27 protein-coding genes and 2 pseudogenes are annotated in these 26,797 nt (G+C 59.7%); 19 read left to right on the top strand and 10 right to left on the bottom strand.

Going from position 1 to position 26,797, the window contains the following annotated elements; translation table 11 throughout:
* Positions 1–5: 5 nt before the first annotated feature.
* The 3 genes and pseudogenes from ACFVYC_RS09390 to ACFVYC_RS09380 all read right to left on the bottom strand — a co-directional run bounded on the left by ACFVYC_RS09390 (position 6) and on the right by ACFVYC_RS09380 (position 2,794).
* Positions 6–803, bottom strand: a complete 798-nt coding sequence (locus ACFVYC_RS09390; protein ID WP_387549253.1) for a hypothetical protein — start codon at positions 801–803, stop codon at positions 6–8.
* 114 nt (positions 804–917) lie between these two features.
* Positions 918–1,766: a hypothetical protein gene (locus ACFVYC_RS09385; protein WP_387549251.1), complete on the bottom strand. Its 849-nt coding sequence runs from the start codon at positions 1,764–1,766 to the stop codon at positions 918–920.
* Positions 1,767–2,165: 399 nt separating this feature from the next.
* Positions 2,166–2,794, bottom strand: a pseudogene (locus ACFVYC_RS09380) (recombinase family protein).
* A gap of 351 nt (positions 2,795–3,145) precedes the next feature.
* On the opposite strand from ACFVYC_RS09380, the gene ACFVYC_RS09375 reads away from it, so the two are divergent.
* Positions 3,146–3,544 carry a hypothetical protein gene (locus ACFVYC_RS09375; protein ID WP_387549250.1) on the top strand — a complete coding sequence of 133 codons (399 nt, stop codon included), beginning with the start codon at positions 3,146–3,148 and terminating at the stop codon, positions 3,542–3,544.
* A gap of 478 nt (positions 3,545–4,022) precedes the next feature.
* Here the strand turns inward: ACFVYC_RS09375 and ACFVYC_RS09370 are convergent, their stop codons facing one another.
* The 3 genes from ACFVYC_RS09370 to ACFVYC_RS09360 all read right to left on the bottom strand — a co-directional run bounded on the left by ACFVYC_RS09370 (position 4,023) and on the right by ACFVYC_RS09360 (position 5,620).
* Positions 4,023–4,262 carry a hypothetical protein gene (locus tag ACFVYC_RS09370; protein WP_387549248.1) on the bottom strand — a complete coding sequence of 80 codons (240 nt, stop codon included), beginning with the start codon at positions 4,260–4,262 and terminating at the stop codon, positions 4,023–4,025.
* 236 nt (positions 4,263–4,498) lie between these two features.
* Positions 4,499–4,816 carry a hypothetical protein gene (locus tag ACFVYC_RS09365; protein WP_387549246.1) on the bottom strand — a complete coding sequence of 106 codons (318 nt, stop codon included), beginning with the start codon at positions 4,814–4,816 and terminating at the stop codon, positions 4,499–4,501.
* 249 nt (positions 4,817–5,065) lie between these two features.
* Entirely contained in the window at positions 5,066–5,620 is a 555-nt protein-coding gene (locus ACFVYC_RS09360; RefSeq protein ID WP_387549245.1) for a hypothetical protein, read from the bottom strand.
* Positions 5,621–6,171: 551 nt separating this feature from the next.
* Here ACFVYC_RS09360 and ACFVYC_RS09355 point away from each other — a divergent pair.
* Positions 6,172–6,498 carry a hypothetical protein gene (locus ACFVYC_RS09355; protein WP_387549243.1) on the top strand — a complete coding sequence of 109 codons (327 nt, stop codon included), beginning with the start codon at positions 6,172–6,174 and terminating at the stop codon, positions 6,496–6,498.
* 148 nt (positions 6,499–6,646) lie between these two features.
* Here the strand turns inward: ACFVYC_RS09355 and ACFVYC_RS09350 are convergent, their stop codons facing one another.
* Positions 6,647–7,045 (bottom strand): hypothetical protein, encoded by a 399-nt coding sequence (locus ACFVYC_RS09350; RefSeq protein WP_387549241.1) that lies wholly within the window; start codon positions 7,043–7,045, stop codon positions 6,647–6,649.
* Positions 7,046–7,252: 207 nt separating this feature from the next.
* Here ACFVYC_RS09350 and ACFVYC_RS09345 point away from each other — a divergent pair, with 207 nt between their 5' ends.
* The 5 genes from ACFVYC_RS09345 to ACFVYC_RS09325 all read left to right on the top strand — a co-directional run bounded on the left by ACFVYC_RS09345 (position 7,253) and on the right by ACFVYC_RS09325 (position 9,576).
* Positions 7,253–7,477, top strand: coding sequence for a hypothetical protein (locus ACFVYC_RS09345; protein WP_387549239.1), 225 nt, complete (start codon positions 7,253–7,255; stop codon positions 7,475–7,477).
* Positions 7,474–7,704: a hypothetical protein gene (locus ACFVYC_RS09340; RefSeq protein WP_387549238.1), complete on the top strand. Its 231-nt coding sequence runs from the start codon at positions 7,474–7,476 to the stop codon at positions 7,702–7,704. Before ACFVYC_RS09345 ends, ACFVYC_RS09340 begins: the two co-directional genes overlap by 4 nt.
* 274 nt (positions 7,705–7,978) lie before the next feature.
* Complete coding sequence (locus ACFVYC_RS09335; RefSeq protein ID WP_387549236.1) at positions 7,979–8,248, top strand: hypothetical protein; 270 nt, start codon at positions 7,979–7,981, stop codon at positions 8,246–8,248.
* Positions 8,249–8,418: 170 nt separating this feature from the next.
* Positions 8,419–9,192 (top strand): methyltransferase domain-containing protein, encoded by a 774-nt coding sequence (locus ACFVYC_RS09330; protein WP_387549234.1) that lies wholly within the window; start codon positions 8,419–8,421, stop codon positions 9,190–9,192.
* Positions 9,193–9,306: 114 nt separating this feature from the next.
* Positions 9,307–9,576, top strand: coding sequence for a DNA gyrase subunit A (locus ACFVYC_RS09325; RefSeq protein ID WP_387549232.1), 270 nt, complete (start codon positions 9,307–9,309; stop codon positions 9,574–9,576).
* A 172-nt stretch (positions 9,577–9,748) separates the two neighbouring features.
* Here ACFVYC_RS09325 and ACFVYC_RS09320 read toward each other — a convergent pair whose 3' ends face one another.
* Positions 9,749–10,000 (bottom strand): hypothetical protein, encoded by a 252-nt coding sequence (locus ACFVYC_RS09320; protein WP_387549230.1) that lies wholly within the window; start codon positions 9,998–10,000, stop codon positions 9,749–9,751.
* A 29-nt stretch (positions 10,001–10,029) separates the two neighbouring features.
* On the opposite strand from ACFVYC_RS09320, the gene ACFVYC_RS09315 reads away from it, so the two are divergent.
* From ACFVYC_RS09315 to ACFVYC_RS09290, 6 genes and pseudogenes are all read left to right on the top strand, one after another.
* Positions 10,030–10,494: a PLD nuclease N-terminal domain-containing protein gene (locus ACFVYC_RS09315; protein WP_387549228.1), complete on the top strand. Its 465-nt coding sequence runs from the start codon at positions 10,030–10,032 to the stop codon at positions 10,492–10,494.
* A gap of 814 nt (positions 10,495–11,308) precedes the next feature.
* Positions 11,309–12,376: an IS110 family transposase gene (locus tag ACFVYC_RS09310; protein ID WP_387549226.1), complete on the top strand. Its 1,068-nt coding sequence runs from the start codon at positions 11,309–11,311 to the stop codon at positions 12,374–12,376.
* Between the two features lie 378 nt (positions 12,377–12,754).
* Positions 12,755–13,987, top strand: a complete 1,233-nt coding sequence (locus ACFVYC_RS09305) for an IS110 family transposase (protein WP_387549453.1) — start codon at positions 12,755–12,757, stop codon at positions 13,985–13,987.
* Positions 13,988–14,009: 22 nt separating this feature from the next.
* Positions 14,010–14,138: a hypothetical protein gene (locus ACFVYC_RS09300; RefSeq protein WP_387549224.1), complete on the top strand. Its 129-nt coding sequence runs from the start codon at positions 14,010–14,012 to the stop codon at positions 14,136–14,138.
* Positions 14,139–14,153: 15 nt separating this feature from the next.
* Positions 14,154–15,299: pseudogene (locus ACFVYC_RS09295) on the top strand (ISL3 family transposase); the annotation flags it as partial.
* 651 nt (positions 15,300–15,950) lie between these two features.
* Entirely contained in the window at positions 15,951–16,787 is an 837-nt protein-coding gene (locus ACFVYC_RS09290) for a hypothetical protein (protein WP_387549223.1), read from the top strand.
* Positions 16,788–17,339: 552 nt separating this feature from the next.
* Here ACFVYC_RS09290 and ACFVYC_RS09285 read toward each other — a convergent pair.
* The gene (locus ACFVYC_RS09285; protein ID WP_387549221.1) at positions 17,340–17,732 is read right to left on the bottom strand and encodes a MarR family winged helix-turn-helix transcriptional regulator; all 393 of its coding nucleotides are present in this window, start codon (positions 17,730–17,732) and stop codon (positions 17,340–17,342) included.
* 510 nt (positions 17,733–18,242) lie between these two features.
* On the opposite strand from ACFVYC_RS09285, the gene ACFVYC_RS09280 reads away from it, so the two are divergent.
* The 5 genes from ACFVYC_RS09280 (at position 18,243) to ACFVYC_RS09260 (ending at position 24,461) form a co-directional block, all read left to right on the top strand.
* Positions 18,243–19,766 carry an ABC transporter substrate-binding protein gene (locus tag ACFVYC_RS09280; protein ID WP_387549219.1) on the top strand — a complete coding sequence of 508 codons (1,524 nt, stop codon included), beginning with the start codon at positions 18,243–18,245 and terminating at the stop codon, positions 19,764–19,766.
* A gap of 63 nt (positions 19,767–19,829) precedes the next feature.
* A complete protein-coding gene (locus tag ACFVYC_RS09275; protein ID WP_387549217.1) occupies positions 19,830–20,771 on the top strand; it encodes an ABC transporter permease in 942 nt (313 codons plus the stop codon).
* Entirely contained in the window at positions 20,768–22,627 is a 1,860-nt protein-coding gene (locus ACFVYC_RS09270) for a dipeptide/oligopeptide/nickel ABC transporter permease/ATP-binding protein (RefSeq protein WP_387549215.1), read from the top strand. Before ACFVYC_RS09275 ends, ACFVYC_RS09270 begins: the two co-directional genes overlap by 4 nt.
* On the top strand, positions 22,624–23,451 hold the full coding sequence (locus ACFVYC_RS09265; RefSeq protein WP_387549213.1) for an ATP-binding cassette domain-containing protein: 828 nt from the start codon (positions 22,624–22,626) through the stop codon (positions 23,449–23,451). Before ACFVYC_RS09270 ends, ACFVYC_RS09265 begins: the two co-directional genes overlap by 4 nt.
* Before the next feature lie 71 nt (positions 23,452–23,522).
* Positions 23,523–24,461, top strand: coding sequence for a nitrilase-related carbon-nitrogen hydrolase (locus ACFVYC_RS09260; RefSeq protein WP_387549211.1), 939 nt, complete (start codon positions 23,523–23,525; stop codon positions 24,459–24,461).
* A gap of 48 nt (positions 24,462–24,509) precedes the next feature.
* On the opposite strand, the gene ACFVYC_RS09255 is transcribed toward ACFVYC_RS09260, so the two are convergent.
* Positions 24,510–25,619 carry an ABC transporter substrate-binding protein gene (locus ACFVYC_RS09255; RefSeq protein ID WP_387549209.1) on the bottom strand — a complete coding sequence of 370 codons (1,110 nt, stop codon included), beginning with the start codon at positions 25,617–25,619 and terminating at the stop codon, positions 24,510–24,512.
* Positions 25,620–25,804: 185 nt separating this feature from the next.
* Between ACFVYC_RS09255 and ACFVYC_RS09250 the strand changes: the two genes are divergently transcribed.
* Positions 25,805–26,761 (top strand): nitrilase-related carbon-nitrogen hydrolase, encoded by a 957-nt coding sequence (locus tag ACFVYC_RS09250; protein WP_387549207.1) that lies wholly within the window; start codon positions 25,805–25,807, stop codon positions 26,759–26,761.
* Positions 26,762–26,797: the final 36 nt, after the last annotated feature.

Genomic DNA, 26,797 nt, shown 5'->3' with positions numbered 1-26,797 from the left:
GCCGTCTAGTAGTCGGATGGTGTCGCTGTACCCGCTTCCACCCTCCACACCTCCACGATGTCTGGCCTCAGCATCTTCCGATAGCGCTTTTGCTTGCCGTCATTGATTTCAGCAGCGAGCTCCCGGAGTTCTACCGCTGCGCTCCCCCTCCAGTTCAGCCGGAGGGCGCCGGCCAGTAGATCATCCGGGCAGAAGTGGTGACCGGCTGCCTTCAGTTTCGTCAGCCCCTCCGTGACGCTAGACCGGTCAGAACTGTGAGACAGCCCTGTGCTGGAATTAATCGAATTTGTGAAGGTCTTTAGGGCTTCCCATACAACGGGGTCAGAAATCAGAGGTGACTTCGCCTCGACTACGGGACCGCCTAAGTGTTTAGGGTTGTAGGCGCTAACCCACGGTTGTGCACCCACCGGTTTTGTTGCCGAGAACATATCCCGAAAATGGGAGGGTCCTGTTATCCCGACAGCAGCGATAGCGGACGGTCCACGACGCTCCTCAATTTGCCATAGCGTCTGCGGCAATGGCCTGAACGCCAGGACAGGCCCCGCTGGCAGGTGGCCAACTTTGCCCCGGGAGTCTGGATACACGGTCGCGCCACGCCGAACCAGCGCCTCAAGGAGCGGTTCGTCCCGAAGGTCGAACTTACTCCCGACCTGTACACCGATCCGCTGCAGGTTTCCCTTGGCATGCGAATAGCACCATTCAATGGCGTGCTTAAGGTCTTCTGCGGGGTCGGCGTGATCCGGGCCATCGGGCAAAGCAGTGTAGGCGCGCGGGACCGACGTGCGGTCTTCTTCAAACATCATCTTCTGATCATGCCTGTTAGCTCTGACATTAGTCCGAGGTGCAGGTCTGCCGTGGTCTGATGCGTCTTGGCATTTGGTATCAGTAGTGGGCGCACACTGCCGCAGACTCGACGGTCACGATCTGCCGTCTTTCAGCTTCAGGTAGTCAAGAATGCGGTTCATCGCGCGGATCGCTTCCAGAGCGTCCGGCTGTTCGACTCTTGTACCCCCCTCATGGACGGCGATATTGCGCTTCGCAAAAATGTCGTTCCCAGCTGTCGAAACATCTTGAGGTGCCTCAGCGAGACGATTCTTCACGTCTACACCACGCCCGCCGCAGGCCATCTCGACAGCGAGACGTGCAGAGAGCACGGCCTCGCGGTATCGGCCGCCCTCGAAATGCGTGACGGCAGTACGTGAGTGCGCCGCGGCAGCAGACTCCTCCTCCAGAACGCGGAACGCATCCCGGTATGCGGTGTCCGGTGACGGGCCGAGCAGGTATGTGAGTTGGGCGTCGCCTTTGAACAGGAGCACGTCATACGAGTCCACGGCAGTCCCACCAGACACCAACACGTAATCGCGATATCCGTCCTTCTCATAGAGGTTCGGCATGAGCTCGTAAGCGCCAGTGAAAAGGGGGCTCGCCAGGAAATCGGCCAAGTGGTCCTTAGTCTTGCCGTACATCTCGACCTTGCGGCCGGTCACCTTCTCCCGGAGCCGGAGGCCGATACTGTCATTCCCGCAGGAGTACTCCTCGATATAGCACCAGACGGAGACTGGAGGAGCGACACTGCGCGCGGACACGATATTGACCGTCACGGAGAACTTGTCATCGAGCCACACCACGATCTCCTGCACGTTCTGAGCGAAGATTGGCGCCACGATGGCGACATGCTCTTTGCGGTCCCGAGGCGCGACGAGTCCACCGCCGTGGGCATGACAATCCTGCAGCAAGTTCGACATCGGCGCGATCTGACGAAACATGGGTTGGTCAGTGAGAACCCGCACCTTCCGCCCGGTCAACTTCTCGCGAAGGCGGAGGTCACGCACTCCGTCAGGGCGTTCGAAGGGCTCTACGTAACACTTGATCATGCCGGAACTCTGCGCGCTCCGGGCCGCGACTTTCGCTGCCTGTGCCGCACGGCGTGCTTTCGAACTCGGCGAGCTCATTCTGACGTCCTCTCGCTCACGTTAACCCGACCAATTCAACCATTGGCGGTTTGATGCCCGGGCGACGGCACGAGCTGCGTGTAAGCCGGTCGGTCGAGCAACGCGCGCGCAAAGATTCGGGCGCTTACCCACGCCGGCGCGAGGTGCCAAGCGTGTGAATCGCAGCGCTATTTGGCAGCATTTTCTTCACGCTATTTGGCAGCCGGTGGTCAGTTAGCTGGATGCGGCCTGCCTCCGGACTCGTTGCCGTTCCGGCGCCGGAGCTTCTTCTTCCGGGGTGCGTTGAATGATGCGGTACACGGTCGAGCGGGCTACCTTGAACAGTTCGGCGATCTCTCCCGTGGTGTGGTGCCCGCGGCGGTAGGTCTCGACGAGATGCTTTTCCTGCGCGGGGCTAAGTTTGGGTTTCTTGCCACGCAGCCGGCCTTTGGCCTTGGCGACCTGCATCCCTTCCCTGGTGCGAGCTTTGATGAGGTCCGATTCGAACTCTGCAACCATCGCCACACGTTGAAAAGCAGTCGGCCGACGGGATCGGTGGGGTCGTGGATGCTACCGCCGATGCTCAGCTTCACCTGGCGCCGTGTGAGTTCTTCGACAATGTCTCGGGCATCGGGGAGGGAACGCGCGAGCCGGTCGAGCTTGGTGATGACTAGGGTGTCGCCCTTTCGGCAGGCGGCCAAGGCTTCTCGGAGTCCTGGTCGGGCTCGGTTGGTGCCGGTGAAGCCGTGATCAACGAAGACCTTTTCGTCGTCCACACCGAGGGCGCGTAGCGCGTTCTTTTGAACGGTGAGGTCTTGTTCGCTGGTGGAAACCCGCGCATAGCCGATGCTGAGTGTTGACATGCTGCAAACTGTAGCGTTTGAGCCACCCCCAACGGGCATTTTTGCGGGTGGGTCATACGCGACAGTGGCCTTGCGGGTCGTCACTACGGTTATAGATGATTTTTCGTTCGGCCAGAATGCCACGCACGTGTCCCGCTGGAGGACCGTCTTACGGGACATTTTGCGGGACAGGCCCCCTTTCGGACGTTTTTTGGCCGGGGCGGGAGCGCGAAGAAAATCCTTGCGCTTCAAATTTTGCAATATCTTCGCTGCAGGGTTTGGTCGGATATCACGCCTTCAGTCCTCCAGGCCTTATTCATTTCTCTCGGCACTCTGTTGACAGGGGGTTATCCCCGGTCCTTGTATTGGTGCATGACCAGCAGCGACAGCAAGGAACGGTCCCTCGGCGCAGTGAGTATGCTGGCCCTGGCCATCGGTGCTGTTGCTGTCGTTTTGGCGGTTCCCCGGACCCACGCAATCAACGAAGTGGCCCTGGTTATGGCTCTCGTGTCGGCTGTTGTGATCGCTGTAATGGCATGGCGCATGGTGTGGGGCAGCGGAAAGAAACGACAGTACGTGCTGACTCGGGAGCGACGGAAGTTGGTAGCCGCTGGGCTATTCGCTTTCGTGGCCATCGCGGCCGGGGCACTCATGACCATGATGCAACCGGGAAACCCCATACTTGCGCTCGGTTTCATTATCGTGGCTGGACAAGTTAACGCCCTCTTCGTGAGTCCGGCGCCAAGCCAAATGCCATTGGCGAACCGCTGAGGAGGCCGCCAGGGGTTCGGCTTACGGGCATCCAGAGTGCATCTAGGGCGTCGAAAGTACCGCCGCAAAGGTGCCCATCAACTTCTGTTTGCCTCACTATGCCCCTGGGGCAATCACTTGAAGAGCGCAAACGGCGTCCCGTAAGAGTTCCTCGCTCGGACTCTTCGCAGGGAACGACAGATGATACATGTCCGGAAGGACGAACGACCTCTCCACGGTTTCCGAAATCGATGGATTTCAAGCTCCTGACTCGCTTGGCCGAATCCCTTTCCAGGACGTCTACTTACTCCGGATCTTAAACGCCCAGACAACCGCTACAACTCCCAAGAGCATGAGTAGAACTACCGCAACTTCCACAAGGTTTCCTCCCCGTAGCTTCTCGGAGTTCGACTCTTGATAATCGAACTAACTTTCTGTCTTCTTTGTAACAAGCATGGTTATGCCACCGGTCGTCACGGACATGCGTAAGTTCAGGTTCTCAGGTATCAAATCCCACAGACCCTCCAGATAGGAGTCCAAGTACGAAGAGAACTGCTCCGACGATGAGGAAGAATGAAGCAAACGATAGGGCATAGATTTTTTGGAATCGGTCATGCTTTGCAGGATCTTTACCGGGATTTCGTGCTTGGTAGCCCTTGCTAAGGAACGGCACAAGGAATTTCGTCATCACCAAGATCAGAAGGCCCAAGACGAATATCAGAAGCCCAGCAGTTGTCATGCTCCTATTATCCGAGAGTCAAGTACTTGGGAACATCGAGCCGGCTCCGTCGCGCACGTACAGTGGGACCATCCTCGGACGCCGCCTCATAGCCGTGCGCTGCCTGACCAACTGTCCCACGGAGGGTTCCTTAATGGGGCCCTACGCAGATGAGCGATGGGGTGGATTGCGCATCCCAGCAACCCCTGTCGAGGAAGCATCCTCGAGATGCGATGTCGAATCGAGTTCGCTCAGTCTCAGTCGGTCAACCGTGTACCTGGCGGCCGGGAAGCATGTTCGCGCTGGATGGCTCTGAGGTCGTTGGCGAGTGCCGTGATTCGTGGCGTGGGTGGTTCTGGCGCTTCCTTGCCGTCGCCGAACCATTTCTGGCAGACAGCGGCGACTAGCTCTGGGGGGATGGGTTCGCCTTTGGCAATGAGGCGCGTGAAGTCTTCGATTTCGGGGTCGTATTCGTCGGGCGGCGCATCGTCTAAGACTCCAAGAAGGTCATGAGCGTTGACGCACGCGGTTACCTCACGGCGCAGGCGTCGGTACTCCTTAGTTCTGGCATCCATGCGGTCATTCTAAGAGGAATCACACCCGGTAGAGGTTCGGCTTACGGGGCTTTCGGTGAGAGCTCTTTGAACGGACGCTGACATGCGCGGAAATCTGAACGGTCCATCACGGACCCTTCTATAGTTGTCAAGCTTGCCAGCGAGCAGGTTTGACGGATCCGTCGTGCGAGATAGCGCTTCCCGCCTCGCCGAATTTCTTTTTGTTTGTCCTTCGGAAGTGCCGGAGAACTTTCTGCTATCGGGGTCCGACTACCGGTTCACGGACCCGAACAGCTCAGCCTCGAACTGGTTCAAGGCTTCTGGGTATCCGGCCACGTCAATGAGTCCGTACGTCGTTTGGAGTGAGACCACTCGGAGGCCTGGACCGAAGTTGACTGCCACATAGTCCCGCACCTCCAGTTGCCTACGGTCTGGAGACATGCGGCCGTTGACGAGGAAGGTCGCAGGCTTGACCCACGCGCCCTCCCAGGACTCATCTGTCACAAAGTCCACAAGCGGTGCGCGAACTAAAATCAAGCCCCGCACCCAGCTGTTGGCCAGACCGCCGGGTAACGGCTCAGGCGAACGAACCCAAACTTCCGTCCAGCCGCGCCGCCGCCATAATTTGAACCTGAGCCGGTTGACCGTGAAGGTAGCCGTTAGCCCGACCATCAATACGGCCATCAAGACGACAAAATATAGGGGAATTGAGTCGGGCTGGCGCCCATTGAGCACCATCAGGAAGATCGAAGCCAAAGCTGCGGCAACGACATAGCCGAGGCTGAACGCTACCAAACGCTCGATCCTCGATTTACGTGCGGCCATGCCACACTTTAAACCCGCTTCATTACGTTGTCTGCAGGCGGGCCTCTGCGTGCCCTTGTCGGCTGGCACGGAGTGGAGGATGAAAAAATTCTCTGCGGACTAATCTTGACCCTCGTTTTGCTAATCAGGGGACGAGCCAACGCCCGTTCAGGGATCCCCCTTGCGGACTGTGCCCGTACCCCGATAATGCTGTGAGAACGCCGCCATTCATCGCTGAAAGGCACCACCTGTTGAGCTCGCACAAAAACTGTCCCGTAGAGGGTTGGGCTTGCGGGCACCAAGGGTGACAAATAGCGCTGCGAACAGGCGGCCACTTACCGCTGCGATTCACGGGGTTTCAAGGTCGGCATCGCAAGCGGACCGATTCTTGCGAAACGAGTAGGTCTCGTTAGACATCTAGACATGCAGGAACCGGTATGGGCTGGCCGGGTGGGGGGTAACCCCTTTCCCGATCTGAGCCCCGTCCCCGGTAGTCATAGCTCCTCAGGTCGCGAACGGTTTAAAAAGCTCCAGGTGGCTGCAAGGGATACAAGGGCCCTTAGGCTGATCGCATGGAACGACCGTCCGACCCGCAGCAGGCCATCCTTCAGCAGATTGTTGAGCATGCCGGGAACTTGGCATCCGTGCTGGAGTCCCAGTTCGCTGGTTGCAAAACCGAGCCCATGGAGGGTTGCGGGGAGTGCTTCGACATTGAGGTCGCGGAAGGTGCTTTGCCCCTTCCGGAGGGTACTGAACGCCCACTTGGCTTCGGCGTCCGCGAAGGTACCGGTGCCCTCTCCGTACTCCTCTGGCATGAAGACGGACTGGTCGACGGGTTGGAGGTCAACTCCTACATTCACCCGCACGCAGCGCTGACCGATCTCGTGATCGTGGACTAGATGTGGTCCGGGATTTGAGGGCCGTCTAGCCGCCGAGGGTAGGTCAGGTAGGGGCAGGCTCCGCGCGGGGCGCAAAACCCGCGCCGGACTGCGATTAGCCGCACTCAGGAAAAGGGGGATCGGTGCAGTTAGTTTGTGGGTGTGGGCGCTATGTGCGTGCCGTCGGCACGGTGCCGTGGTTCAAATGCGCCCAGAGGCGGTCGCGCTCGGGTCCGGTGACGAGGGTGGCGTCAAAGGTGCCATCCCGATTGAAGCGGGAGTCGTAAGTGGTGAAGTGGCCGGCCAGCAATTCCTTCACATCAAACCAATCGGGAGCATAGTCCTCCTCGACATCCTCATGCATCCCATCGGCCCAGTGCACTTGGCTCCACATACATTCGAGCTTTGACCAGAAGAAGGGGAATGAGCGCATGGGGGAAACCGAGGTTGTCACCCACCCTTTGACTTCGCCGTTCAACGACAGTTGCCACACAGCATCACGAAAAGGATCAAGACGCGGATCCTTCGGCCAATCTGTTTCGTCGAACCACTTTTCGAACCATCCCATTGTTTTAGTTGTATCAGCCCAGCGCCGCCAACTTTGCCGCCACCGTGGCCGGTGACAGACCGGCCAGCGGTGCCGGTAGCCGTTTATCGCTGCGATGTACACACTGGGGACAGCCGCCCACGGCTGGCCCTCGTTCTGAGACTCAACAACGATCGTTTCTTGAGAGCCGCTCTATCCGTATACCCAGCGGCGAATTACGCTCAGCCCATGATGAGCATGCGGGGAAAGCGCAAAGCGGTACGTTGGCTCGTGCTGATCGCAGGCGGCGTTCTCGTGGGCGTTCTTGCTGGGCTGCTCATGGGCTGGCAACTCGCGCCCGCAATGGTTCTCATTTACTTTGTCGTTGGCTGGGCCGCAGACAGGGGCCAAAAGCACAAGAGGGAGGTTGACGCCTACCGCCAGGAGTGGCTCAACAGGCGGAAACTTCAATGACGCAGGAGCAGATTCAGGCCAACGAAGAGAAGTCCGCCCCCCAGGATCGCAACCAGCGCCCCTATTGTCAGCCACGTGCCCTCCGTCACCGCTTCAGCTGCCTCGCTGCCTCGCTGTCCAAGTGTCATCTGCATCCATTTCCGGTGCCCTTTCGAGACGGCGGCTCGAAAGACGGCGGTTGCAAGGCCGATGATCAGGAACAACAGCCCGAACAACGTGAGTACTGAACCTTGTAAAACCACCGGTTCCCTTTCCGCTTGTCTTCGGCGCTACTTCTCTGGACTTATCTTCCACGGTATTGAACAGGGCTGAAGCCCTTTAGCTCGGTGGAGATTCTTTAGGAACGGTTCTACAGGGAACTGCCTTGGGCTGCTGATCTCTGACCCTGTTACCGGCGTAGCTTCAAGCAAAGCCGGTTGTGCTTTGCTTCCAACCCTTACGGAACCCAATATAGCGGCCATACGCTGACGTCCTACGGTATGCGTGAACAGAGGGGGACGTGTGGACGACAAGGATTGGGTTCATCCGGCAGTAAGGCGCGGCACCTGGCTTTTCACAGGGCAAGCTATCGGGTTCACGGGCGGTGTCATTTACATCGTTTTTCTCGCCGTTCAAAATCCTACGGTGGAGCGTCTGTGGTGGGCGGGATTAGCTGTAATTGCCGCTGTCCTCTTTTGGTTCTTGACTAGGAAGATGATCAAGAACCTTCAACACGAGTATCGATACGAGGAGGACGGCAACGTCACCTCAGATCGCGAAGCTACGCCATGAGGGCCGGTTCACCGGCCTGCCTATAGGAGAGGTTCTACAGACTAACGGTGACTTCCCGTCAACCGGCCTTCCGGCCGTGTTCCGCGGCCGTGGTCATACCTGCCCATGTGCGCTCAGCGACCGGCTTACGGACAGGCGGTCGCTTCTGTGCATCGTGAGAACATCATTGAGTGACCGACAGTACTTCGCTCGAACTACCGCGCCTCTACGAGAACCTGACGTGGCTTACCCCGCTCTCCGAGGAACGCGCCGCACACCTAGTGGCGTTCTTGTCCGACCCGGCACCGGCTGAGGTTCTGGACATGGGGTGCGGATGGGGTGAACTACTACTTCGGGTTTTGACGTCGGCCCCGCAGGCGCGGGGACGCGGAGTGGACAGTGCTTCCGCGTCCATCGACCGAGCGAGGCAACAAGCATTGACTCGTGGGCTGCTCGACAGAGTGACGTTTGATTCGATGCCTGGGCTAGAAGCCCAGAATCGCCCCGCAGACGCTGTCATCTGCATCGGTGCGAGCCAAATCTGGGGGCCGCCAGTAGAAGACGCACAGCCGCTCGACTACGCCGCAGCCCTGCACGCCCTTCGAGCTCTGGTGCTTCCCGGCGGCCGACTCGTCTACGGCGAGGCGATCTGGTCAGCAACACCTCATCCGGCTGCCACCGCCCCTCTGGCTGGACGGGATGACGAGTACCTAACAGAAGATGCGTTACGCGAGCAGATCCGCGCCGCTGGTTTCGAGGTAGTGGACGCTGACCAGGCAAGCATTCAGGAGTGGGACGTCTTCGAGGCCGGGTATCGCGACAGGTTTACCCGTTGGCTAGAAGCACATGATGCCGACCATCCCGCCGCAGAGCAGGTCCGTCGGCAATACGAGGAACAGCGCGCTGCATATGAAGAGGGCTACCGAGGCGTACTCGGGATGGCGTATTTCTGCCTAAGGGGGTAGGAGTCCACTGCGACTCACCGTCACCTGGCGCGCAGCTATGCTGGCGTTCCACCAGGGGATGCCCAAACGGCACGGAGTCGTTTCTCAGACTGACGGTAATGCAAGAATCGCAATATGGATCAGGATGAGCGGCACAGGGAAGAATTGATGATCCTCGAAGCTTTGATGCAGGCGATGGATCGGCGCGACGAGGTCTTTCAGGTGATTGACAATTCAGGGGACGTAGACGAAGCAATTCGTCGGGTGGGTCAACTGTTGGGCGTGGGAGCGGTGGGCAGCCGGGCAGTCCTAGATATGCAGGCTAGAAGTTTCACCCGACGTCAGCGCCAGCGCAGCGCTTCTCGTGCAGAAGAACTCAGGTCGATGTTGCCCGATGGGCGCTGACCCAGTCTCTCCGCGCCATGAACTGCGTCATTAACTCCACCAGCGCGAGTTGCCCTTAAGCCGATCCCCTAGCGAACTACCCTTCCCCCGAAAACTGTCCCGTAGAGGGTTCCGCTAACAGGACACTCAGGTCCTCGCGATTCGGAGCAGGCTTCGTGGGCTTCGGGACGATCTACTCTTGCCCCGACTCGATTGGCGCGGTGGGCTCGTTGCCGCTCAACCTTTTGTCGCTCCTGCGAGACGAAATCGCTACTGCCACCGTGAAGACGACGGCGCAGGCTACGGGCACAGCCAGCGCATCCGGAGCTACCGGGCTGAAATTTCTGACTATCCAGGCGACACCCGAACCGAGCGGGATGGCTGCAACCAGCCACAACCAAAACATCCAACGCGGCGGGACCTCCCGGCCCTTCATAATCCCCATTTCCGAAGCATAATCCCGCTCCATGTGGAATGCACGAGTACCGAAAAAACTGTGTCGCGCTAGAGGTTCCTCTAACGCGGCGTAGCCGCGTAGCGGTCGTCGACCGGCTAATGGAACGGTTGACGAAGCAAACGAAAATTCTTCGTATGACTGTCATGTTGCAAGTAGTCACGGTAGGGTGGCCGCATTCGGGCGCTTCAGAACAGGAACGCGCGGCGAGAAGGGGGGACTATATGTTGTTGTTGCAAGCTGGATCTGGGGGTGTAAATCCGGTCATGCCTCCTGCTTGGGATGCGATGGTCACGATCGTCAGCGTATGCCTTGCCGCACTGTTTGTAGCTGCGTTAGTGAGCATCTTGCGGAGTAAAAACCAGACACCAGCTGGCACCGCTTTATGGGTCCTGGTTGCCTTAGCTGTGCCGGTTCTTGGCCCTCTTTTGTGGTTTATTGCAGGGCGTAAGGCTACCCAGGCTGGACGAACAGCTGGCGCCTGATGACCACAAACGGGATGCCTTCATCCCGTGGTCGGTGGCAGTGGGAGCAAAATGAATGCTAAGGCTGTTCTAGCCGCCCTTATCGGTACTGCCTTCTTGGTATTTGTGTTTCCTTACTTTCTTGCTTCATTCAGCACGGCTCCGAACGGCACAGAAACGATTTTGTTGGTCATGGCACTATGGGCTGTCTGTTGGGCAACGAACCGTTTCTTCGACAGGCGCCGGCGGCTAAGCCACCGACTAAGCAGCGAAACCATAAACTGACCCGTTAGACGTTCCTCAAACGCGGAGAAACTTTGCGGTCAGCCACCGGCTAACGGGATGGAATGCGAGGGGCCCCTCCTGGACAAGCATGGTGCGCTGCTTATCTGCTTCGCTGGGGCATCTGCTTGATCCATCATCAATGTCGGCAGCCCACCAAACGTAGTGCACACGGCCGAGTGGAGCCCCTGCTATAAACAGATGTGATTGGCTGAGGCATTCCTCGACCGTTTCAGCGGTCAGGATAATGTCAGGACTAATGCGGGCTCTTCACTATGGAGTTGTGGACCGGTTGGTCTGGCTCCTTGATGGGCGTGGCGGCCTCGGCTTGCTGGACGCAGGATGGTCTGGTGAGGCGGGTCTGACTCTCGGCTCTTCTGACATCACCCCGTGGTGATTGTCCTGCCCACGACGTGTCGGCCGACCTGGCTCATTTTCGAAGTGCAGCCCGGCAGGCCGTCATGTCCTGATAGGAGTCTGGCGAGTCCCCGATAGTGAACTGACTGACGCCCACCGAGCTGCGCACCCGACAACGAGGAAGGGCGCAGATTCCATGGTGAGCGAGAAGCAGATCAAGGTCTACGGCGGGATCGACACGCATGCCGATACGCATCACGTCGCGGTCATCGACGCAACAGGACAACGGCTGGCAGATGTGCAGGTGCCCGCTACCGCTGCTGGTTACCAAGCGGCGTTACGGTTCCTGGGAACGTGGCCGGCATTGATGAGCGTGGGCATCGAGTGCACCGGCTCCTACGGGGCCGCGGTGACCCGTGTCGTCCGCGAGGCCGGTATCGAGGTGTTCGAAGTCAACCGGCCCAACCGATTCGATCGCAGGCTCCGGGGCAAGACTGACGTCTTCGATGCTTACTCGGCCGCCGAAGCGGTGCTGTCCGGGCGCGCAACGGCTGCACCGAAGGGCGGTGACGGCCTCGTGGAGTCCCTGCGGGTATTACGCACGTCAAGGTCCTCAGCGTTGACGGCCAGGACCGCCACGATCAACCAGATCAAGGGCATGCTGATCGCAGCACCCGAGCAACTACGGGCCCGCTACCGTGACCTGTCAAACACCAAACTGATCGCCGTACTGGCGACATCGAGACCAACGAAAAAGCCCGTCACTGCGGCCGAGGCCACCGCCTACAGCCTGCGTCTTCTCGCGCGGCGTTGGCTGGACCTGACCGAGCAAATCCAAGACCTGACCCGGCACCTGAAACGGCTGTTGGAGGACCACGCCCCAGCCCTGATGGGCGTGTTTGGCTGCGGACCAGACACCGTCGCCCAGCTGCTGATCACCGCCGGAGACAACCCCGAAAGGCTCCGTTGCGAAGCTGCTTTCGCCGCACTGACCGGCGTGAGCCCGATCCCGGCGTCATCGGGAAGAACGAACCGCCACCGGCTGAACCGAGCCGGTGATCGCCAGGCGAATTCCGCGCTCTACCACATCGTCATCGTGCGGCTGCGCTATGACCAGGCAACCCGAGACTACGCTGCTCGACGCACCGCCGAGGGCAAAACGAAAATGGAAATCGTCCGCTGCCTCAAGCGCTACCTCGTCCGTCAGCTCTACCCCCTCATCGTCCAAACACTGCCGGCCCCACGGGGGACATCAAGGCCTTGACATCAATCAATAGGAGTGTCGTGGTTGATGGTGAAACAGGTTCCGTGTCTTGAAAGCTGAAGGGCTCGTAGCCCTGCTGTGATGGATGTTCTCTACGCATTCGTCAAGAGTCAGGAGCTACGAGCCTAATGGGAGTGTACCGGCTGGCTCTATCGGGACAGACTGGTATCCGAGCCGCTGGTAGGTGAGCACTATACGAGCCTGGACGCTTTCCTCAGGAGTCCTATATCAAGATCGTGCCCCTACCGGTGAGCGAGGAGGGCGAAAGCGCTGGTGGGATGTCGTGCCGGTCGAGCACTGATCCATTAGGTCGCAGCTGGTTCCTTCTCCAAGGCGGCTCGGGGACAGTGGGACGCCATTGGAAAGGATAGGGTGCAGATGCTATTCGTCGGTGATGACTGGGCCGAGGATCACCATGATGTTGCTCTAATCAATGAGGAAGGCCGGCTGCTGGCTCGCCGCCGGCTATCAGAAGGTGTCAAGGGAATCGAAGCTCTGCATGGACTGATCGCCGATCATCTGGACGAGCAGGATGGGTCCGACCAAGTAATGGTGGGCATCGAAACGGACCGGGGCCCGTGGGTTGCTGCACTGCTGGCGGCCAATTACGCCGTCTTTGCAGTCAATCCGCTGCAGGCCGCCCGGTACCGAGAACGGCACGGGACCTCTGGGGCGAAAAGTGACAAGGGCGATGCCTTGGTGTTAGCCCAGTTGGTGCGAACTGACCACGCTCATCACCGTCCGATCACCGGTGACAGCGACGCCGCTGAAGAAGTCAAAGTCCTGGCACGCTCGCATCAGTCGCTGATCTGGGCCAGACAGCGTCAGGTCAACGTACTGCGTTCAAACCTGCGTGAGTACTTCCCGGCGGCGCTAGCGGCGTTCGGTAGCGCCCTTGCCGACCGAGATGCAATCGCAGTCCTGGCAGTGGCACCGGGCCCGGAGAAGGCACGGAAGTTGTCGTCAGCCAAAGTCCAGTCATTGTTGCGGCAGGCCGGGCGCAGCCGCTACCTGCAATCGCGGGCGGACGAGATTACCTCCGCCCTTCAGAGCGAGCAATTGGAGGCCCGTGCAGGGATCGAGGCCGCCTACACTGCCACCACGAAAGCCCTTGTGGCCGTCATCGCCGAACTGAATAACCAGATCCAGGCACTCCAGGGGCAGGTGGAGGAGTGTTTTGGCCGGCACCCGGACGCTGAGATCTACCTGAGCCAGCCCGGCCTGGGTCCTGTGCTCGGTGCTCGGGTGCTTGCAGAGTTCGGAGACGCCCCGCATCGCTACGCCGATGCTCGGGCACGAAAAAACTACTCCGGGATGAGTCCAATCACGCGTGCCTCCGGCAAGAAAAGCGTGGTGCTGGCCCGCTATGCCCGCAATCGCCGGCTCGTCGATGCGCTTTACGGTCAGGCATTTGCAGCTTTGAACGCTTCGCCCGGTGCCCGGGAGTACTATGCCGCCCGCAGAGCACGTGGAGCCACACACCATCAAGCGCTGCGCGCACTCGGCAACCGCTTGGTCGGCATCCTGCACGGCTGCTTACGCCACCACACCCGCTACAACGAAAACACCGCATGGAGCGCAGCGAAGGAAGAAACACTCAACGCGGCTTGACAGCTTAGATCCGTGGGATGTCTTGATCGAGCCTACTTCCCCGCGCCCCGATGCTGCCACCGCCATTTTCAACCTGCCCGACTACCGAGTCACCGGCACCGAGGTCCTTGCCTTCGGGCAGCGACGGATCCGTGTCGTGGCCACCGCCTAGGCCGGCTGCCCATCGTGCGGCGTGATCGGCACCCGCGTGCATTCACGCCGGCCACAACGCCTGCGTGACATCCCTGTCGCCGGCCCGGTCGAAGTGGTCTGGGCCAAGCGGAGGTTCTTCTGCGATGAGTACCTGTGCCCGCGCCGGACATTCACGGAGGAGACCACCCAGGTCCCGCGCCGGGCACGGTCCACCCGCCGGCTCCGTGAGGCCCTGGTGGCCGCCGTGATCGGTTCCGGGAGGGCCGCGGCGGAGGCTGCCTCTTCGTTCGGTGTCTCGTGGTGGCTGGTCCAGCGGGCTCTGGATTCTGCGGCGCTGACGCTGCCTGATGTTGATGCGCTGGCCCCGCGGATGCTCGGCATTGATGAACACCGCTACCGGTCCGTGCGGTTCTTCCGCGACCGTGCCACCAAGGCTTGGAAACGCTACGAACCCTGGATGACCACCATTGTTGATCTGGACACCGGCCAGGTCCTGGGGATCGTTGACGGCCGGGACAGTGAGGGTGTCGGGGACTGGCTGTTCGCCCGGCCGCTTCAGTGGCGCCTGGGCGTCCAGGTCGTTGCCATCGACCCGTCAGCGGCGTTCCGCAAGGCATTGCGGATGTGGCTGCCGCGCACCGCTGTCTCGGTCGACGCGTTCCACCTGGTCAAGCTCGGCAACGACATGCTCACCGAAGTCCGGCAACGGCTCACCCAGCAGGTCCATGGCCGGCGGGGACGTTCCATTGATCCGGTCTGGGCCAACCGGAGGCTGCTCCTGCGCGCCGGGGACACGCTCTCGGATCGGGCCCGGGACAGGCTCAGCACCGTGTTCGCGACCGATGACGCCACCGGGAAGCTGCAAGCGGCCTGGCTGGTCAAAGAGCAGCTCCGGACGCTGCTTGCCACCGGGTCCCTCGCCGACGCGGCCGCCGCGAAAGACCGCCTGCAGGCCCTGGTCGAACAGGCTGCCCAGCCGGAAACCAGTCGGCTGTGGCGCACGGTCTGCCGGTGGTGGAAAGAGATCGAGGTACTCATTGTCACCGGTGCCACAACAGCGAAGGTGGAAGCTAACAACACCGCGATCAAGCACATCAAAAGGACAGGCCGGGGATTCACCAACGCCAGCAACTACAAAACGCGTATCCTGTTGCGCAGTGCCGCCAGAACAGCGGCATGAACATCCTCACGGCAGAACGTTCACCACGAACCGTGAAGAGCCAAACGCACTCTCTGAGGTCCCAGGAGAGACCCAAACACAACGAGAGACTGCCCATAATTCAGCTCCAGGTTTTCTGGCGGCTAGCCATGCAGAACAGACACTTAAGGCCTTGGAAGAAGAGATCAACTGGCTCTGCAGCAATGCAACCACCCAAGGATGGTCCGTGGTCAAGAACAACCCGACGATGCTTCGCCTAAGGTCGCCCAGGGGGAAGGAATTCACGCTTCCCCGCAAACGCCCAGCTGGCACCCGTGCTGAGCTGAGAAAGTTCGTCACGGAACTACGAGCCAACGGGCTGCGAGTAAACCGGGCACTTCAAGACACCGTCGAGAACTCCCCGTTCGGCTAGACAAGGTCAGGCTCCCCTCGCGCTTTCTGCCAACTCAATGTCACAGTCCCCGCGAGGGGAACAGCGCTCAAACCCGGCCACATACCGGGAGCACCCTACGGGCCGCTGCACCTTGACTTCGTCCCTGAGCTGCTTGGGAGGGCATCGCGCCACAGCACCACCAGGGTGCCCCCGTACAACTTGTAACTCAGCCCTAGAAGGATACGTGATCCATTGAGAACCCTCGCAAACACAGACCACGGCGGCCGCCTCCTTCCTTTGTGGAACAAATGACTTTGATACGTGAGCTCGATATGTCGAGGGCCCGTATCAAACGCGCCCACGAGAACATCAAGGAATTTGCTGAAGTCGTGGATGAATACATTGGAAGACGTCCTGCCGACCTCGCAGCGGACCTAAACGAGCTAGGGCAAGGCAACCTACGCGCAGTCCGTCGTGAACCTATCCCCATTGAGCTACCGATTCTTCTTGGGGAGGCGCTTCAAAATCTCCGCGCCGGCCTGGACAACTGTTTATACGCTGTTGCGATCATCGATTCAGGTATGAATCCACCCCCAGGCGGGACGAAGCTTCAGTGGCCAATAGCCCTTACGCCCAAAGAATGGAGGGAGAACAAGAAGCGTCTAGAGCACTTGTCGCCGCACCTAATCGCGGCACTTCACCGGATCCAGCCATTCCAAGCAGAATGGCCCGAGTGGAACTGTCTGCGTATCCTGCACGACCTCGCGCGGCTGGACCGCCACCGTTCCCCTCATGAACTGTGCATGTGGCTGGAGGAGGTAAAGGGAACCTACGACAAGGAAGCGATTCACAATTTGGCGGTGAAGGAAGGGCCGGTCGGCGAAGACGGCGTTGTCGTGACCTTCACCAAAGTCAGCCCAGAAGAGTTGAGCCCGCAGATGCTCAGCTTGAACGTCGTATTAGGGATCGACGTTCAAGGACTCGAACTTTCTCCTCATCCCAGCACAGGGCAACCTTCTCGACCGTGGGGGCCTCTCGACAACCGCCTGAAAGGCATGTGCAAGGCCGCGGAAGAATACGCCGAAGGTTTGGTGGACATGGCTCAGAACCCTGATGCATGGCTGGGCGACGAGTAAGCAAAAACCGTCGTTTCTGACCTGGGATGAGTAACGCCCTTCCGCAGTAGTGCTGTCCGGGCAGTTCTCTGTCTCATCTATGGATCCCTTGCTGAGATACGTCCGAGGATGCGTCATGTGAACCGCAACAGTAAGCGGCGACGTTTCTGCAACACTAAATATCACCTTGTGGTTCAGAGACGACCCGAATTTTCCCCGCTAACAATCCCAACTCGGTTCTCGAAACCTCGGTATTTCGAACCCATCGAATGAACCGCCGCCTGGCACGGAGGCCATCGATCGATCACAAAACGCGTCACTTACCGCCAAGCTCCACGCCGGTGTAGCTGTGGGGCCATTCAATAGGGACCATGTTGTTGTGCCAGAAGGCGTGCGTAGATGCGATGGGCTTGGCCAGGGGAACGAACGGCGGCGAGAACAGGCCAACTTGACGGTAGACGGTTGAATCGAATCTACGCCGACTCGTCCCCTTTCAAAAAAACTCAACCGATCACTACCGTGGTCTCCGCGAGTTAATCGAACCTGATCGATGACGGGCTCCCCGAACAGCGGTCAGACAGCGGATGGCATTACGGAACTGAGATGCGCCAGTCGAGGGGCAAACAGTGCGGAGGCTCTTTCGAGACGTTCGTAACCCGCTCGCGAGAGATAGACGACAGCTTTTCGTCTGTCATCCGGCGCGGGGCGGCGAAACACGATCGCTCCGTCGGTGAGTTCATCTATGAGCCGGCTCACCGTGGCAGCAGGGATTGTGAGTCTCGATGCGAGTTCTCCCATTAACATCCCGGGGGTTGTCGCTAGAGCATGCATTATCCGCCAAAGGTTAAGGCGCAGGCCGTCCTCCGCGAGGATCTGGTTCATCTCGTGTTCCAAGGCGTGGGCAGCGTTCAGCGAGTTGGCAATCGACTCCAAACGCTCCACATTCTCTCGCTCCAAAAGATCCACCAAAGGTTGCTCTACCCCTCCATTTGCACGACACCTATGCGCCCGTTACACCACAATACAGGATCTGATCCCTCCCATCTGGTAGTACCTTGGCGATTTTCCTGCAATAGGGCGCTTGAGTGCCGAGGGACCAGCGCCTCTGGCCCAGACGGGACGTTTGGATACCGGGCAGCGGATGTCCGGGGCTTCGCTAAAGAAGCCCCTGTGCGTAAGGGAGCAGTGGTCGCCAGAAGCCCAATCCGAGCTGGCTTAACGTACTCGAAACACAGTCGAAACGGCCGAGATATGAGGCCCCCATATGCTTCCACATGAAAGTAATTCATGCGCCCGCCATGGTTCACGGCATCAAAGAATCTGAACACCGGGCAATACGGAATGGCGCAGTCGTGCCTGCGGCCAACTCTATCGAGACCGCGACCTTTGAGAACGACGAGCTTCGGTTTGCGCAGGAATACTTACGCCCGCCTTGACATGATCCACCGCGCGAGCGGCCTATCGAGAGACAACAGCATGCCACTCTGGAAGAAATTCACCGCCGTCGTGCTAACCGCCGGTCTAATATCAGGACTAGCTGGATGCTCCGGCTCGTCTGCCGGCGCCGAAAACGAGACCAGCCTCACGCTTGGACTCAACATCCCGGTAACGACATTCTCCACGGCCGAGGCGGGGTGGGGCGACCAGGCGCCCTATCTTCAGGCCGTTTATGACACGATCCTCCGCGCTGATCCTAATGGGAGCATTGTCGAGGGCCTCGCAACGGCATGGGAGTACAACGAAGACAACACCGTCCTAACATTGACGATCCGTGATGGAGTCGAGTTTACGGACGGCACGGCTCTCGACGCTGATGCCGTCGCGCAGAACCTCCTCCGATTCCGCGATTCGGCCGGCTCCTTAAGCGCATACTTGGCCACTGTCACTGATGTGACTACCACTGGCCCGAACACCGTTGTACTCACGTTGTCAGACTCCAATCCCGCGCTTCTGACTTACTTGACAATGGCAGCGGGTCTTGTCCAGAGCCCCGCAGCGTTTGAGAACACCGATCTGCAAACCAACCCAGTCGGCTCAGGACCATACGTCCTGGACACGGCTAAGACCGTAGTCGGTACGTCCTACGTCTTCGAGAAAAAGGCGGAGTACTGGAACCCTGAGAGCGTGCATTACGACGCGATCACCATCAACGTCTACGGCGACACGACCGCGCTGCTCAACGCGATTAAGGGTGGACAGGTCAACGCCGCGAACTTCAACAACAACAACGTCGCCCACGAAATCGAGGCGTCTGGTTTCACGCTGAACTCCTTCGAGCCGAGCTGGGCTGGCCTCCTGCTCCTTGATCGTGCCGGATCGCTCACGCCCGCGCTCGGTGATGTCCGTGTCCGTCAGGCCATCAACCATGCCTTCGACAAGGATGCGATGATTCAGGCCGTCGGAGTCGGATACGGCACCGCGACCACGCAAGTAATTCCGGAGACCTCAGTTGGTTTCGACTCGACATTGGATGACCGCTACCCCTACGACCTCGGCAAAGCAAAAGAACTTATGGCCGAAGCAGGCTATGCCGACGGGTTCACGATCAATCTGCCGACGACTGCAGTTCTAGGCACGACCGTGTACAGCCTGATCCAAGAGCAGCTCGGACAGATCGGGATCACAGTCAACTACACCGATGCCGGCGACGGTGCTTCTTACGTCGGTGAACTGATCAACGCCAAGGTGTCGGCCGGCTTCCTCAACCTGCAGCAAGACCAGGACTGGGCCCTGATCGGCCTACAGATCGCTGCGGACGGCACCTTCAATCCCTTCCATACCCGGGACCCGCAGGTTGATGCGCTGACGTCACGGATCCACGACGCAACCGGCGACGAGTATGCGACCGCTCTCCGAGAGCTGAACGCCCACGTCGTCGAACAGGCGTGGTTCGCCCCGTGGTATCGCTCGGTCTACTTCATCGCCACGGACGAGACCACGTCAGTGACCACGCAGGTAGGCAACTCGTTCCCGTACCTCTGGAATTTCATTCCCGCCTAATGGTCTGAGGCGCCGGGCATCACTGCGCGGCGCCTCACCCGTCACCTGCGCAAAGGACTCCCTGTGCTCTTCTTCATAGCCAAACGTATCGCCTCAGGCGTCGTTCTCTTGGCAGCCATCTCGCTCGTCGCGTTCTCCCTCCTTTTCGCGGGCGGTGATGACGTCGCTCGACGCATCCTCGGACCGACCGCACCTCAGGCGACAGTGGAAACGAAAGCCTCGCAGCTAGGTCTCGACCGCCCGCTGTGGGATCAGTACGTGGACTGGCTAAGCCACGCAGTTACCGGCGACCTCGGAATTTCCTGGTTCACTGGCGAGCACGTCTCGACCTCTATCGGTTCCCGCATCGCGGTCACCCTCTCGATAATTGTCGGGGCCACCGTCATCACCGCTGTCGCCGCGGTACTTCTCGGCGTAACGGCCGCGCTCCGGCGAGGATGGATCGACCGAGCTGTCCAGGCGATCTCATTCCTCGGATTCGCCGTTCCCGGCTTCCTCGTCGCACTTGCGCTCGTCGTGGTGTTCGCGATCAACCTCGGGTGGTTCAAACCGACGGGTTATATACCTCTGGCTGATTCCCCTGTCAAATGGGCCTCGACGGTCACCCTTCCCGTTATCGCACTGTCGATCGCCGGCATCGCCGGCGTCGCGCAACAAGTGCGCAGCTCCGTGATCGACGCCCTCGAGCGCGACTACGTACGAACCCTCCGCAGCCGGGGCCTCTCCATGAATCGGGTCGTCTTCAAGCACGTCCTGCGTAACGCGGGTGGCCCAGCCTTGTCGGTTCTGGCGCTGCAGTTCATCGGATTGCTCGGCGGAGCCGTGATCATCGAGCAGATCTTCGCGATTCCCGGCCTCGGCCAAGTTGCCGTCTCGTCGACCACTAAGGGCGACACCCCCCTCGTGATGGGCCTCGTGCTAGCCACGGCGATCATCGTCGTCGTCGTCAACCTGCTCATCGACCTCCTTCAAGCCTGGCTCAACCCGAAAGTGCGACTGTCATGACCGCTTCCGTTCACACCGCCCTGCCGATGGTCCCCGATACCGTGGGAGCGGTCCGCCGCCACCTCTTCATCAGATTGCTGACCAATCCTTCTTGGGCCGCCTCGGTCTTCGTTCTCTTCTCCCTCGTCCTGGCGGGCGTCCTCGCGGGACTGCTCACCTCCACAGATCCGAATGCGGCGTCGGCATACGACGGGCTGGCGCCGAATTCCGCGGCTCACCCGCTCGGCGCAGACAGCGCCGGACGCGACGTTCTCGCACGATTGCTCCACGGAACACGTTTCAGCCTGGCCGGAGCCGCACTTTCCGTCGCGATCGCGATGAGCATCGGAGTTACCAGCGGACTCATCGCGGGATACGCCCGAGGCTGGTTCGACTCGGTGTCGTCCTGGGTCAGCGGATTGGTAATGGCCCTCCCCGGCGTAGTCGTCCTTCTCGCCGCGCGCAGCGTCCTCGGATCCTCGATGTGGATCTTGATGGCGATCTTCGGAGCGATCATGGCACCGTCCTTTCACCGCCTCGTGTACGCCTCCGTAGCGGCGGTGCGCAACGAACTGTACGTCGACGCAGCCCGCGTCGCAGGCCTCTCGGACCTGAGAATCATCACCCGACACATCCTCACCGTCGTCCGAGCTCCAGTCATCATTCAGTCCGCGATGATCGCTGGCATCGCCATCTCGGTCCAGGCCGGTCTCGAACTCGTAGGCGTGGGTGATATGACCATCCCAACGTGGGGTGGACTGCTCAATGAGGGCTTCACCAATATCTACCGAGCCCCGCTGCTCACCCTCTGGCCGAGCCTTGCGATCGTAATCGCAACTGTCGCCCTCACCCTCTTGGCCAATGCCACCCGCGACGAACTCGAACGAACCGGTGCGGGAGCTCCTCGGCGTCAAGGCATCCGAAACGCTGCCGCAGCGTCCCTGGATGTCCCCAAAACTTCGACGCCGATCGTCCGGCACCCTGAATCCGATAACTCCGCCACGTCTCGAAGCGGGAGCGAGTTCGGGCCGGAGATCCTGCGCGTCTGCGACCTTTCGGTGGGCTATAACCAGCAGGACGCCTCGACGAAGACGGTCGTCCACGACGTGTCACTCACGATCCGGCGGGGTGAAGTACACGGGCTAATCGGAGAGTCGGGGTCGGGTAAAACGCAGACGGCATGGTCAATCCTCGGCCTCCTCCCGGCCGCAGGCCGCGTTATCGGAGGTGCGATAGTCTTCGACGGCGTCGATCTCGCTCGAGCCGATGAGAAGCAGCTGACCGCGATAAGGGGGCGGCGGATCGGTTACATTCCCCAGGAACCGATGTCCAACCTCGACCCCTCGTTCACGATCGGCAGCCAGTTGGTGGAGCCGATGCGTACCGCTCTCGGTATCACCAAGAACGAGGCAAAACAACGAGTGCTAGCACTCCTCGCTCGCGTCGGGATTCCTCATCCAGACCGTACTTTCGCCGCATACCCCCACGAGATATCGGGTGGTATGGCGCAGCGCGTCCTCATCGCCGGCGCCGTGTCATGCAAACCCGACCTCCTGATAGCAGACGAGCCGACGACAGCACTCGACGTCACTGTACAGGCCGAGGTGCTAGATCTGCTCCGTGACCTTCGTGAGGAGTTCGATATGGGCGTCCTGATCGTTACGCATAACTTCGGTGTCGTGGCCGACCTCTGCGATCGTCTCTCAGTTATGCGCTCGGGTCGGATAGTCGAAACCGGACCCGTCCGTTCCGTCTTCGCTTCTCCACAGCACGCCTACACCCGAGATCTATTCGGGGCGATCCTCGATGAAGAGCATTCACGCGGTGCATGGCAGCCACCCACGTTGGCTACCGCGACCGAAGGAGTGCTGCGATGACTGAACCGATCCTCGACATGTGCAATGTCCAAGTGCAGTATCCGGTCAAAGGCATGAGAAAGCAGCCGTTCATCGCACTGAACGGGGTGAGCCTAGACATCCGACCGGGGGAAACGGTCGGCCTGGTCGGTGAATCTGGATCCGGCAAGACGACTCTGGGACGGACGGTACTGGGCCTTGCCCCGGTGTCAGGCGGACGCATCAACTACCGCGGCCGAGACATCACTCACCTCAGCCGCCACGAACGGCGGGAGCTCTCGGACGAGATCCAAGTAGTGTTCCAAGACCCGTACACGTCGCTCAATCCCGCGATGACGATTGAGCGGATCCTCACCGAGCCGCTCACCGCGCGCCGAATGCCGACGGCGGAGGCCTCCAAGAGGGTCCGAGACCTTCTCGACAGCGTCGGTCTGCCATCAAACGCTGCTCACCGGTTGCCGCGCGAATTCTCCGGGGGCCAGCGCCAGCGCATAGCGATCGCCCGATCGCTAGCCCTGGAGCCGAAACTGATCGTCTGCGACGAGCCGGTATCCGCACTCGATCTTTCCACCCAGGCCCGCGTGACGGACCTCCTCATCGAGATTCAAGAGCGCACCGGAGTGGCCTACCTCTTCATCTCGCACGACCTCGCTGTCGTACGGCATCTCAGTCATCGGGTCGCCGTGATGTACCGAGGAGAGATCGTCGAATGGGGAGATGGTGACACCGTCACGTCTGACCCCGAACATCCCTACACACAGCGACTCCTCCTCTCCTCACCAATCGCCGACCCCGTCCTGCAGGACGAACGACGGGAGAGGCGCGCTCGGTCAGTCGTCGGATGACTGCATCGGCCCATCGCCCGCGCTTCTGTCGCGAGACGAGAAACCAAAAATCGAATGGAGATACCTAAACAATGACCACCGAACAACTCCTGGACGCGGCCTTCAACGTGGCAGCGGTAAACGCGAAATCCGCGCCTGACTGGAACCTCACCGCGGGAATCGAGCTCGCAGGAACTATCCTCGCCCAAGCGGCGGCAGACCACATCGCGCTCGTCGTCTTTCCGGAGCTGTGGCTCCCGGGCTTCGTAAACGACGACTCGGTCCCTCCGCCGAAGAACTTCATGGACTACGTCGACAATGCGATCGAGGTCGGTGACGACAACTGGCTTGCGCTGCTCCGCCTCGGCGCGGAACATCGACTGCACTTCTCAATGTCGTTTGCAGAGCGGCTGGGCAGCAACCTCCACATGGCACAGGTTCTCGTCGGCCCGGACGGAACGGCACTCAGCCTCCGCCGGAAGTTCAAACCGTCGGGAGGTGAACGTCGTTTCTTCTCTGACATGCCCGACCATGAGAACCTCGAAGTCATAACCACTCCTCTGGGACGCATCGGAGCACTCTCATGCGGCGAGCATTTCAAACCTCAGATGACGTTCCCACTCATGGCGCAGAACGAGAACATCCACATCTGCGCCTTCCCCTACAATCGGGTCGAGCCCGACGGCTACGACTGGTCGAACGATGACCACGCATGGTGGCTCCGCTACGAGATGAATGAAACCTGCGCCGCCTACTACTCAATAGTCTCCGGCAGCTGGGTCGTCATGGCTTCAATCGGGCGGTTGCTGATCGTCGACGCGAGGGGTCGTGTTGTCGCCAGGGCCGACAACTCCGACAGCAACTACGCAGTCGCTCGTATCGACCCAACCGAATTCCCGCCAGCGGCCGAGGGAGAAACGAACTACCACTCCTGGGGAGTCCTGCAGCAGATGATCAGTAGCTACCCAGGACCGAAGGAGCCACACTCCTTCTATAGCGGTCTGACGAAAATCGACTACGCCGTGCTCTGAGGGGGTGGGGGGCACGTGATACCGCGCCCTGCCCCCACGCTTCCCTTATCAAGCACGGCCGGACTGCGTCGTTTGGACTTCCTGGGGGAGGACCTCGAACATGAAACCCCGGGCTACGGCGAGATGGGCGCGCGAGTCGTGGGCGTAGGGCTCGTCGGCGTCGTCCGCCGGCACCTCCCTCAAGCGATCCAGGGATGTCGTCAGCTCTCCGCGGGCGTCAAGTTCTGCGAGGTGGAGCAGCGAGTCGTACGCGTGTTCGCCCCAGCTCGTCAAGACCGGCGCATCGTCCCCGACAGCCTTGATCTGCCGCTGGTGCAGCTCCCGCCTTCGCTCTGAATGCACGGAGTTGAACGAGTGCATCGAGGAATACAGATTGCCGCTACGGTCGCCGCCGAGCGCCAGAAGGGTATTTTCCTCGAGCCGACCAGGGGAGTATCGAATTATTCGTCGGTCGTGGCCGAGAGAGCGGGCGGCCTTAAGTAACGTTACGAGGTCCCGGCCGATGACGTTCATGATCACTGCCTGGGCACCACTTGCTTGCGCTCGGTCAACGAGAAGACGTGCCTGACCGGCGGTCAACCCCGGTCGCGTGAGTTCGTCATGTTGAATCCTGCCGCCAAGAAATTCGATCTCATGGCGTTGTGCCTTGCGCGCGGCGCGAGGCCCGACGTAGTCCGTGCCGATGATAGCCCACTCACTCACGCCTCTATAGCAGTTGAACCACTTCAGATGTGACTCCGAACTCACCAACGAGTCACCGCCGCAATAAAAGCCCGGCTCCCCATGTAGTCCCTCATGGTGCGGAATATAAATGTAGGGAGCAGCACGGCCAGCTCGTTGAATGGCCGTTAGATTCTCGTTCGAGTGAACACCGAGAAACGCGTCCACAGTTCCTGCGGACTCAAGGTCGATGATTGACGATACGACGGCGTGGGCGTCCTGCCCAGAATCGACGACAACCAACTCCACGCGCCTAAATCCGCCTGAACGGTTGTAATTCAGTTCTTCGGCGGCAAGCGAGACGGCGTGAAAGATAGTCGGCCCCATGAGGCCGAGATTGCCCGTCATCGGGGCGACAATTCCGACGCGGAATGCCCGCCGGTCAGGGCCAAGAAGCATCGCTTCCCAGCGATCGATCATGACTACGGGACGCGACATAATTCGATCCTACGGGATGACGCAGCGCGTTCTCTGGGGCCGCGCAACCCTATGGCTCGAAGTGCATGCAACTTTCACCCTCGCAACAGCGGCGTGACCCGTGTGACACATTCTGGAAACGCGAACATCATATAGTTCCATATGGAGATAGTTTGGGTTACGAACATAAAATCAAAAGGAGAAACATGAGCTTCACTACACCTTTTCGTGTCGCTGCAGTCAATGCCGAGTCGGCTAAGTGGAACGTTAATGACGGGGTACAGCTTGCGAATCGCATTGTAACCGAGGCCGTCACGGCGGGAGCATCACTCGTTGTCTTCCCGGAACTCTGGCTCCCGGGCTTCGCGAACACCGACTCGGTCGCCCCTCCTGAGGATTTCCAGATCTATGCCGACAATTCCATCGAGGTCGGTAGTTCTGTCTGGAACGACCTTGTCCAGGTCAGCGTACGGAACTCGGCCTATGTGGCCATGTCATTTTCAGAGCGTGAAGGGCAAAATTTGTTCATTGCGCAGGTCCTGATCGGACCCGACGGATCCGTGCTGGATCGCCGGCGCAAGTTCAAGCCATCTGGGCCGGAGCGATTTCTCTTTTCCGACGCACCGGACCATGAGAATCTCAATGTAGTCGATACCCCGCTCGGCAGGATCGGTTCGCTTTCCTGTGCTGAGCACTGGAAGCCCCAGATGACATTTCCAATGATGGCCCAGAACGAGAACATCCATATCTGCGCCTTCCCATACAATCTCGATAAGACGAAAATTCCAGCGGAACATCTTGACTCCCACATCTGGTGGGAGTTCTACGAGATGAACGAGACGAGTGCGACCAATTACGCGATGATCTCGAACACGTGGGTGATCATGGCATCCGTAGGTCGATCAATAGTAGTAAACAACTTCGGGCAGGTGGTGGCGTCCGCAGAAAATTCGGACAGTAACTTCGCTCTTGCAGACGTCGATCCAGCCAGCTTCGGCGACGCCTATGACAATGTGTTCACTTGGGCGACGCTTCAGCGCATGGAAAATTCCTTCCCAGGCCCTAGAGTTCCCGACGAGTTCACTGACACGGATGCAATGGTCGATTACCGCACCGTCGATACCTCGAAGTACAAGTTGAAATATGGCGTCCAGATTGATTGAAAGCGGCCTCTTCCGAGCACGACCCGAAACACCTGC

It is taken from the genome of Pseudarthrobacter sp. NPDC058329 (assembly GCF_042879835.1).
GTDB lineage: Bacteria > Actinomycetota > Actinomycetes > Actinomycetales > Micrococcaceae > Arthrobacter.
Note: the sequence above shows the minus strand (reverse complement) of the source record. Positions and strands in the feature narration are given on the sequence as shown.

Bases quoted from the DNA above. Each gene is read 5' to 3' on its own strand.
- ACFVYC_RS09390 (WP_387549253.1), bottom strand. From the start codon at position 803: ATGATGTTTGAAGAAGACCGCACGTCGGTCCCGCGCGCCTACACTGCT.
- ACFVYC_RS09385 (WP_387549251.1), bottom strand. From the start codon at position 1,766: ATGTTTCGTCAGATCGCGCCGATGTCGAACTTGCTGCAGGATTGTCAT.
- ACFVYC_RS09375 (WP_387549250.1), top strand. From the start codon at position 3,146: ATGACCAGCAGCGACAGCAAGGAACGGTCCCTCGGCGCAGTGAGTATG.
- ACFVYC_RS09370 (WP_387549248.1), bottom strand. From the start codon at position 4,262: ATGACAACTGCTGGGCTTCTGATATTCGTCTTGGGCCTTCTGATCTTG.
- ACFVYC_RS09365 (WP_387549246.1), bottom strand. From the start codon at position 4,816: ATGGATGCCAGAACTAAGGAGTACCGACGCCTGCGCCGTGAGGTAACC.
- ACFVYC_RS09360 (WP_387549245.1), bottom strand. From the start codon at position 5,620: ATGGCCGCACGTAAATCGAGGATCGAGCGTTTGGTAGCGTTCAGCCTC.
- ACFVYC_RS09355 (WP_387549243.1), top strand. From the start codon at position 6,172: ATGGAACGACCGTCCGACCCGCAGCAGGCCATCCTTCAGCAGATTGTT.
- ACFVYC_RS09350 (WP_387549241.1), bottom strand. From the start codon at position 7,045: ATGGGATGGTTCGAAAAGTGGTTCGACGAAACAGATTGGCCGAAGGAT.
- ACFVYC_RS09345 (WP_387549239.1), top strand. From the start codon at position 7,253: ATGATGAGCATGCGGGGAAAGCGCAAAGCGGTACGTTGGCTCGTGCTG.
- ACFVYC_RS09340 (WP_387549238.1), top strand. From the start codon at position 7,474: ATGACGCAGGAGCAGATTCAGGCCAACGAAGAGAAGTCCGCCCCCCAG.
- ACFVYC_RS09325 (WP_387549232.1), top strand. From the start codon at position 9,307: ATGGATCAGGATGAGCGGCACAGGGAAGAATTGATGATCCTCGAAGCT.
- ACFVYC_RS09320 (WP_387549230.1), bottom strand. From the start codon at position 10,000: ATGGGGATTATGAAGGGCCGGGAGGTCCCGCCGCGTTGGATGTTTTGG.
- ACFVYC_RS09315 (WP_387549228.1), top strand. From the start codon at position 10,030: ATGCACGAGTACCGAAAAAACTGTGTCGCGCTAGAGGTTCCTCTAACG.
- ACFVYC_RS09310 (WP_387549226.1), top strand. From the start codon at position 11,309: ATGGTGAGCGAGAAGCAGATCAAGGTCTACGGCGGGATCGACACGCAT.
- ACFVYC_RS09305 (WP_387549453.1), top strand. From the start codon at position 12,755: ATGCTATTCGTCGGTGATGACTGGGCCGAGGATCACCATGATGTTGCT.
- ACFVYC_RS09280 (WP_387549219.1), top strand. From the start codon at position 18,243: ATGCCACTCTGGAAGAAATTCACCGCCGTCGTGCTAACCGCCGGTCTA.
- ACFVYC_RS09270 (WP_387549215.1), top strand. From the start codon at position 20,768: ATGACCGCTTCCGTTCACACCGCCCTGCCGATGGTCCCCGATACCGTG.
- ACFVYC_RS09265 (WP_387549213.1), top strand. From the start codon at position 22,624: ATGACTGAACCGATCCTCGACATGTGCAATGTCCAAGTGCAGTATCCG.
- ACFVYC_RS09260 (WP_387549211.1), top strand. From the start codon at position 23,523: ATGACCACCGAACAACTCCTGGACGCGGCCTTCAACGTGGCAGCGGTA.
- ACFVYC_RS09255 (WP_387549209.1), bottom strand. From the start codon at position 25,619: ATGTCGCGTCCCGTAGTCATGATCGATCGCTGGGAAGCGATGCTTCTT.
- ACFVYC_RS09250 (WP_387549207.1), top strand. From the start codon at position 25,805: ATGAGCTTCACTACACCTTTTCGTGTCGCTGCAGTCAATGCCGAGTCG.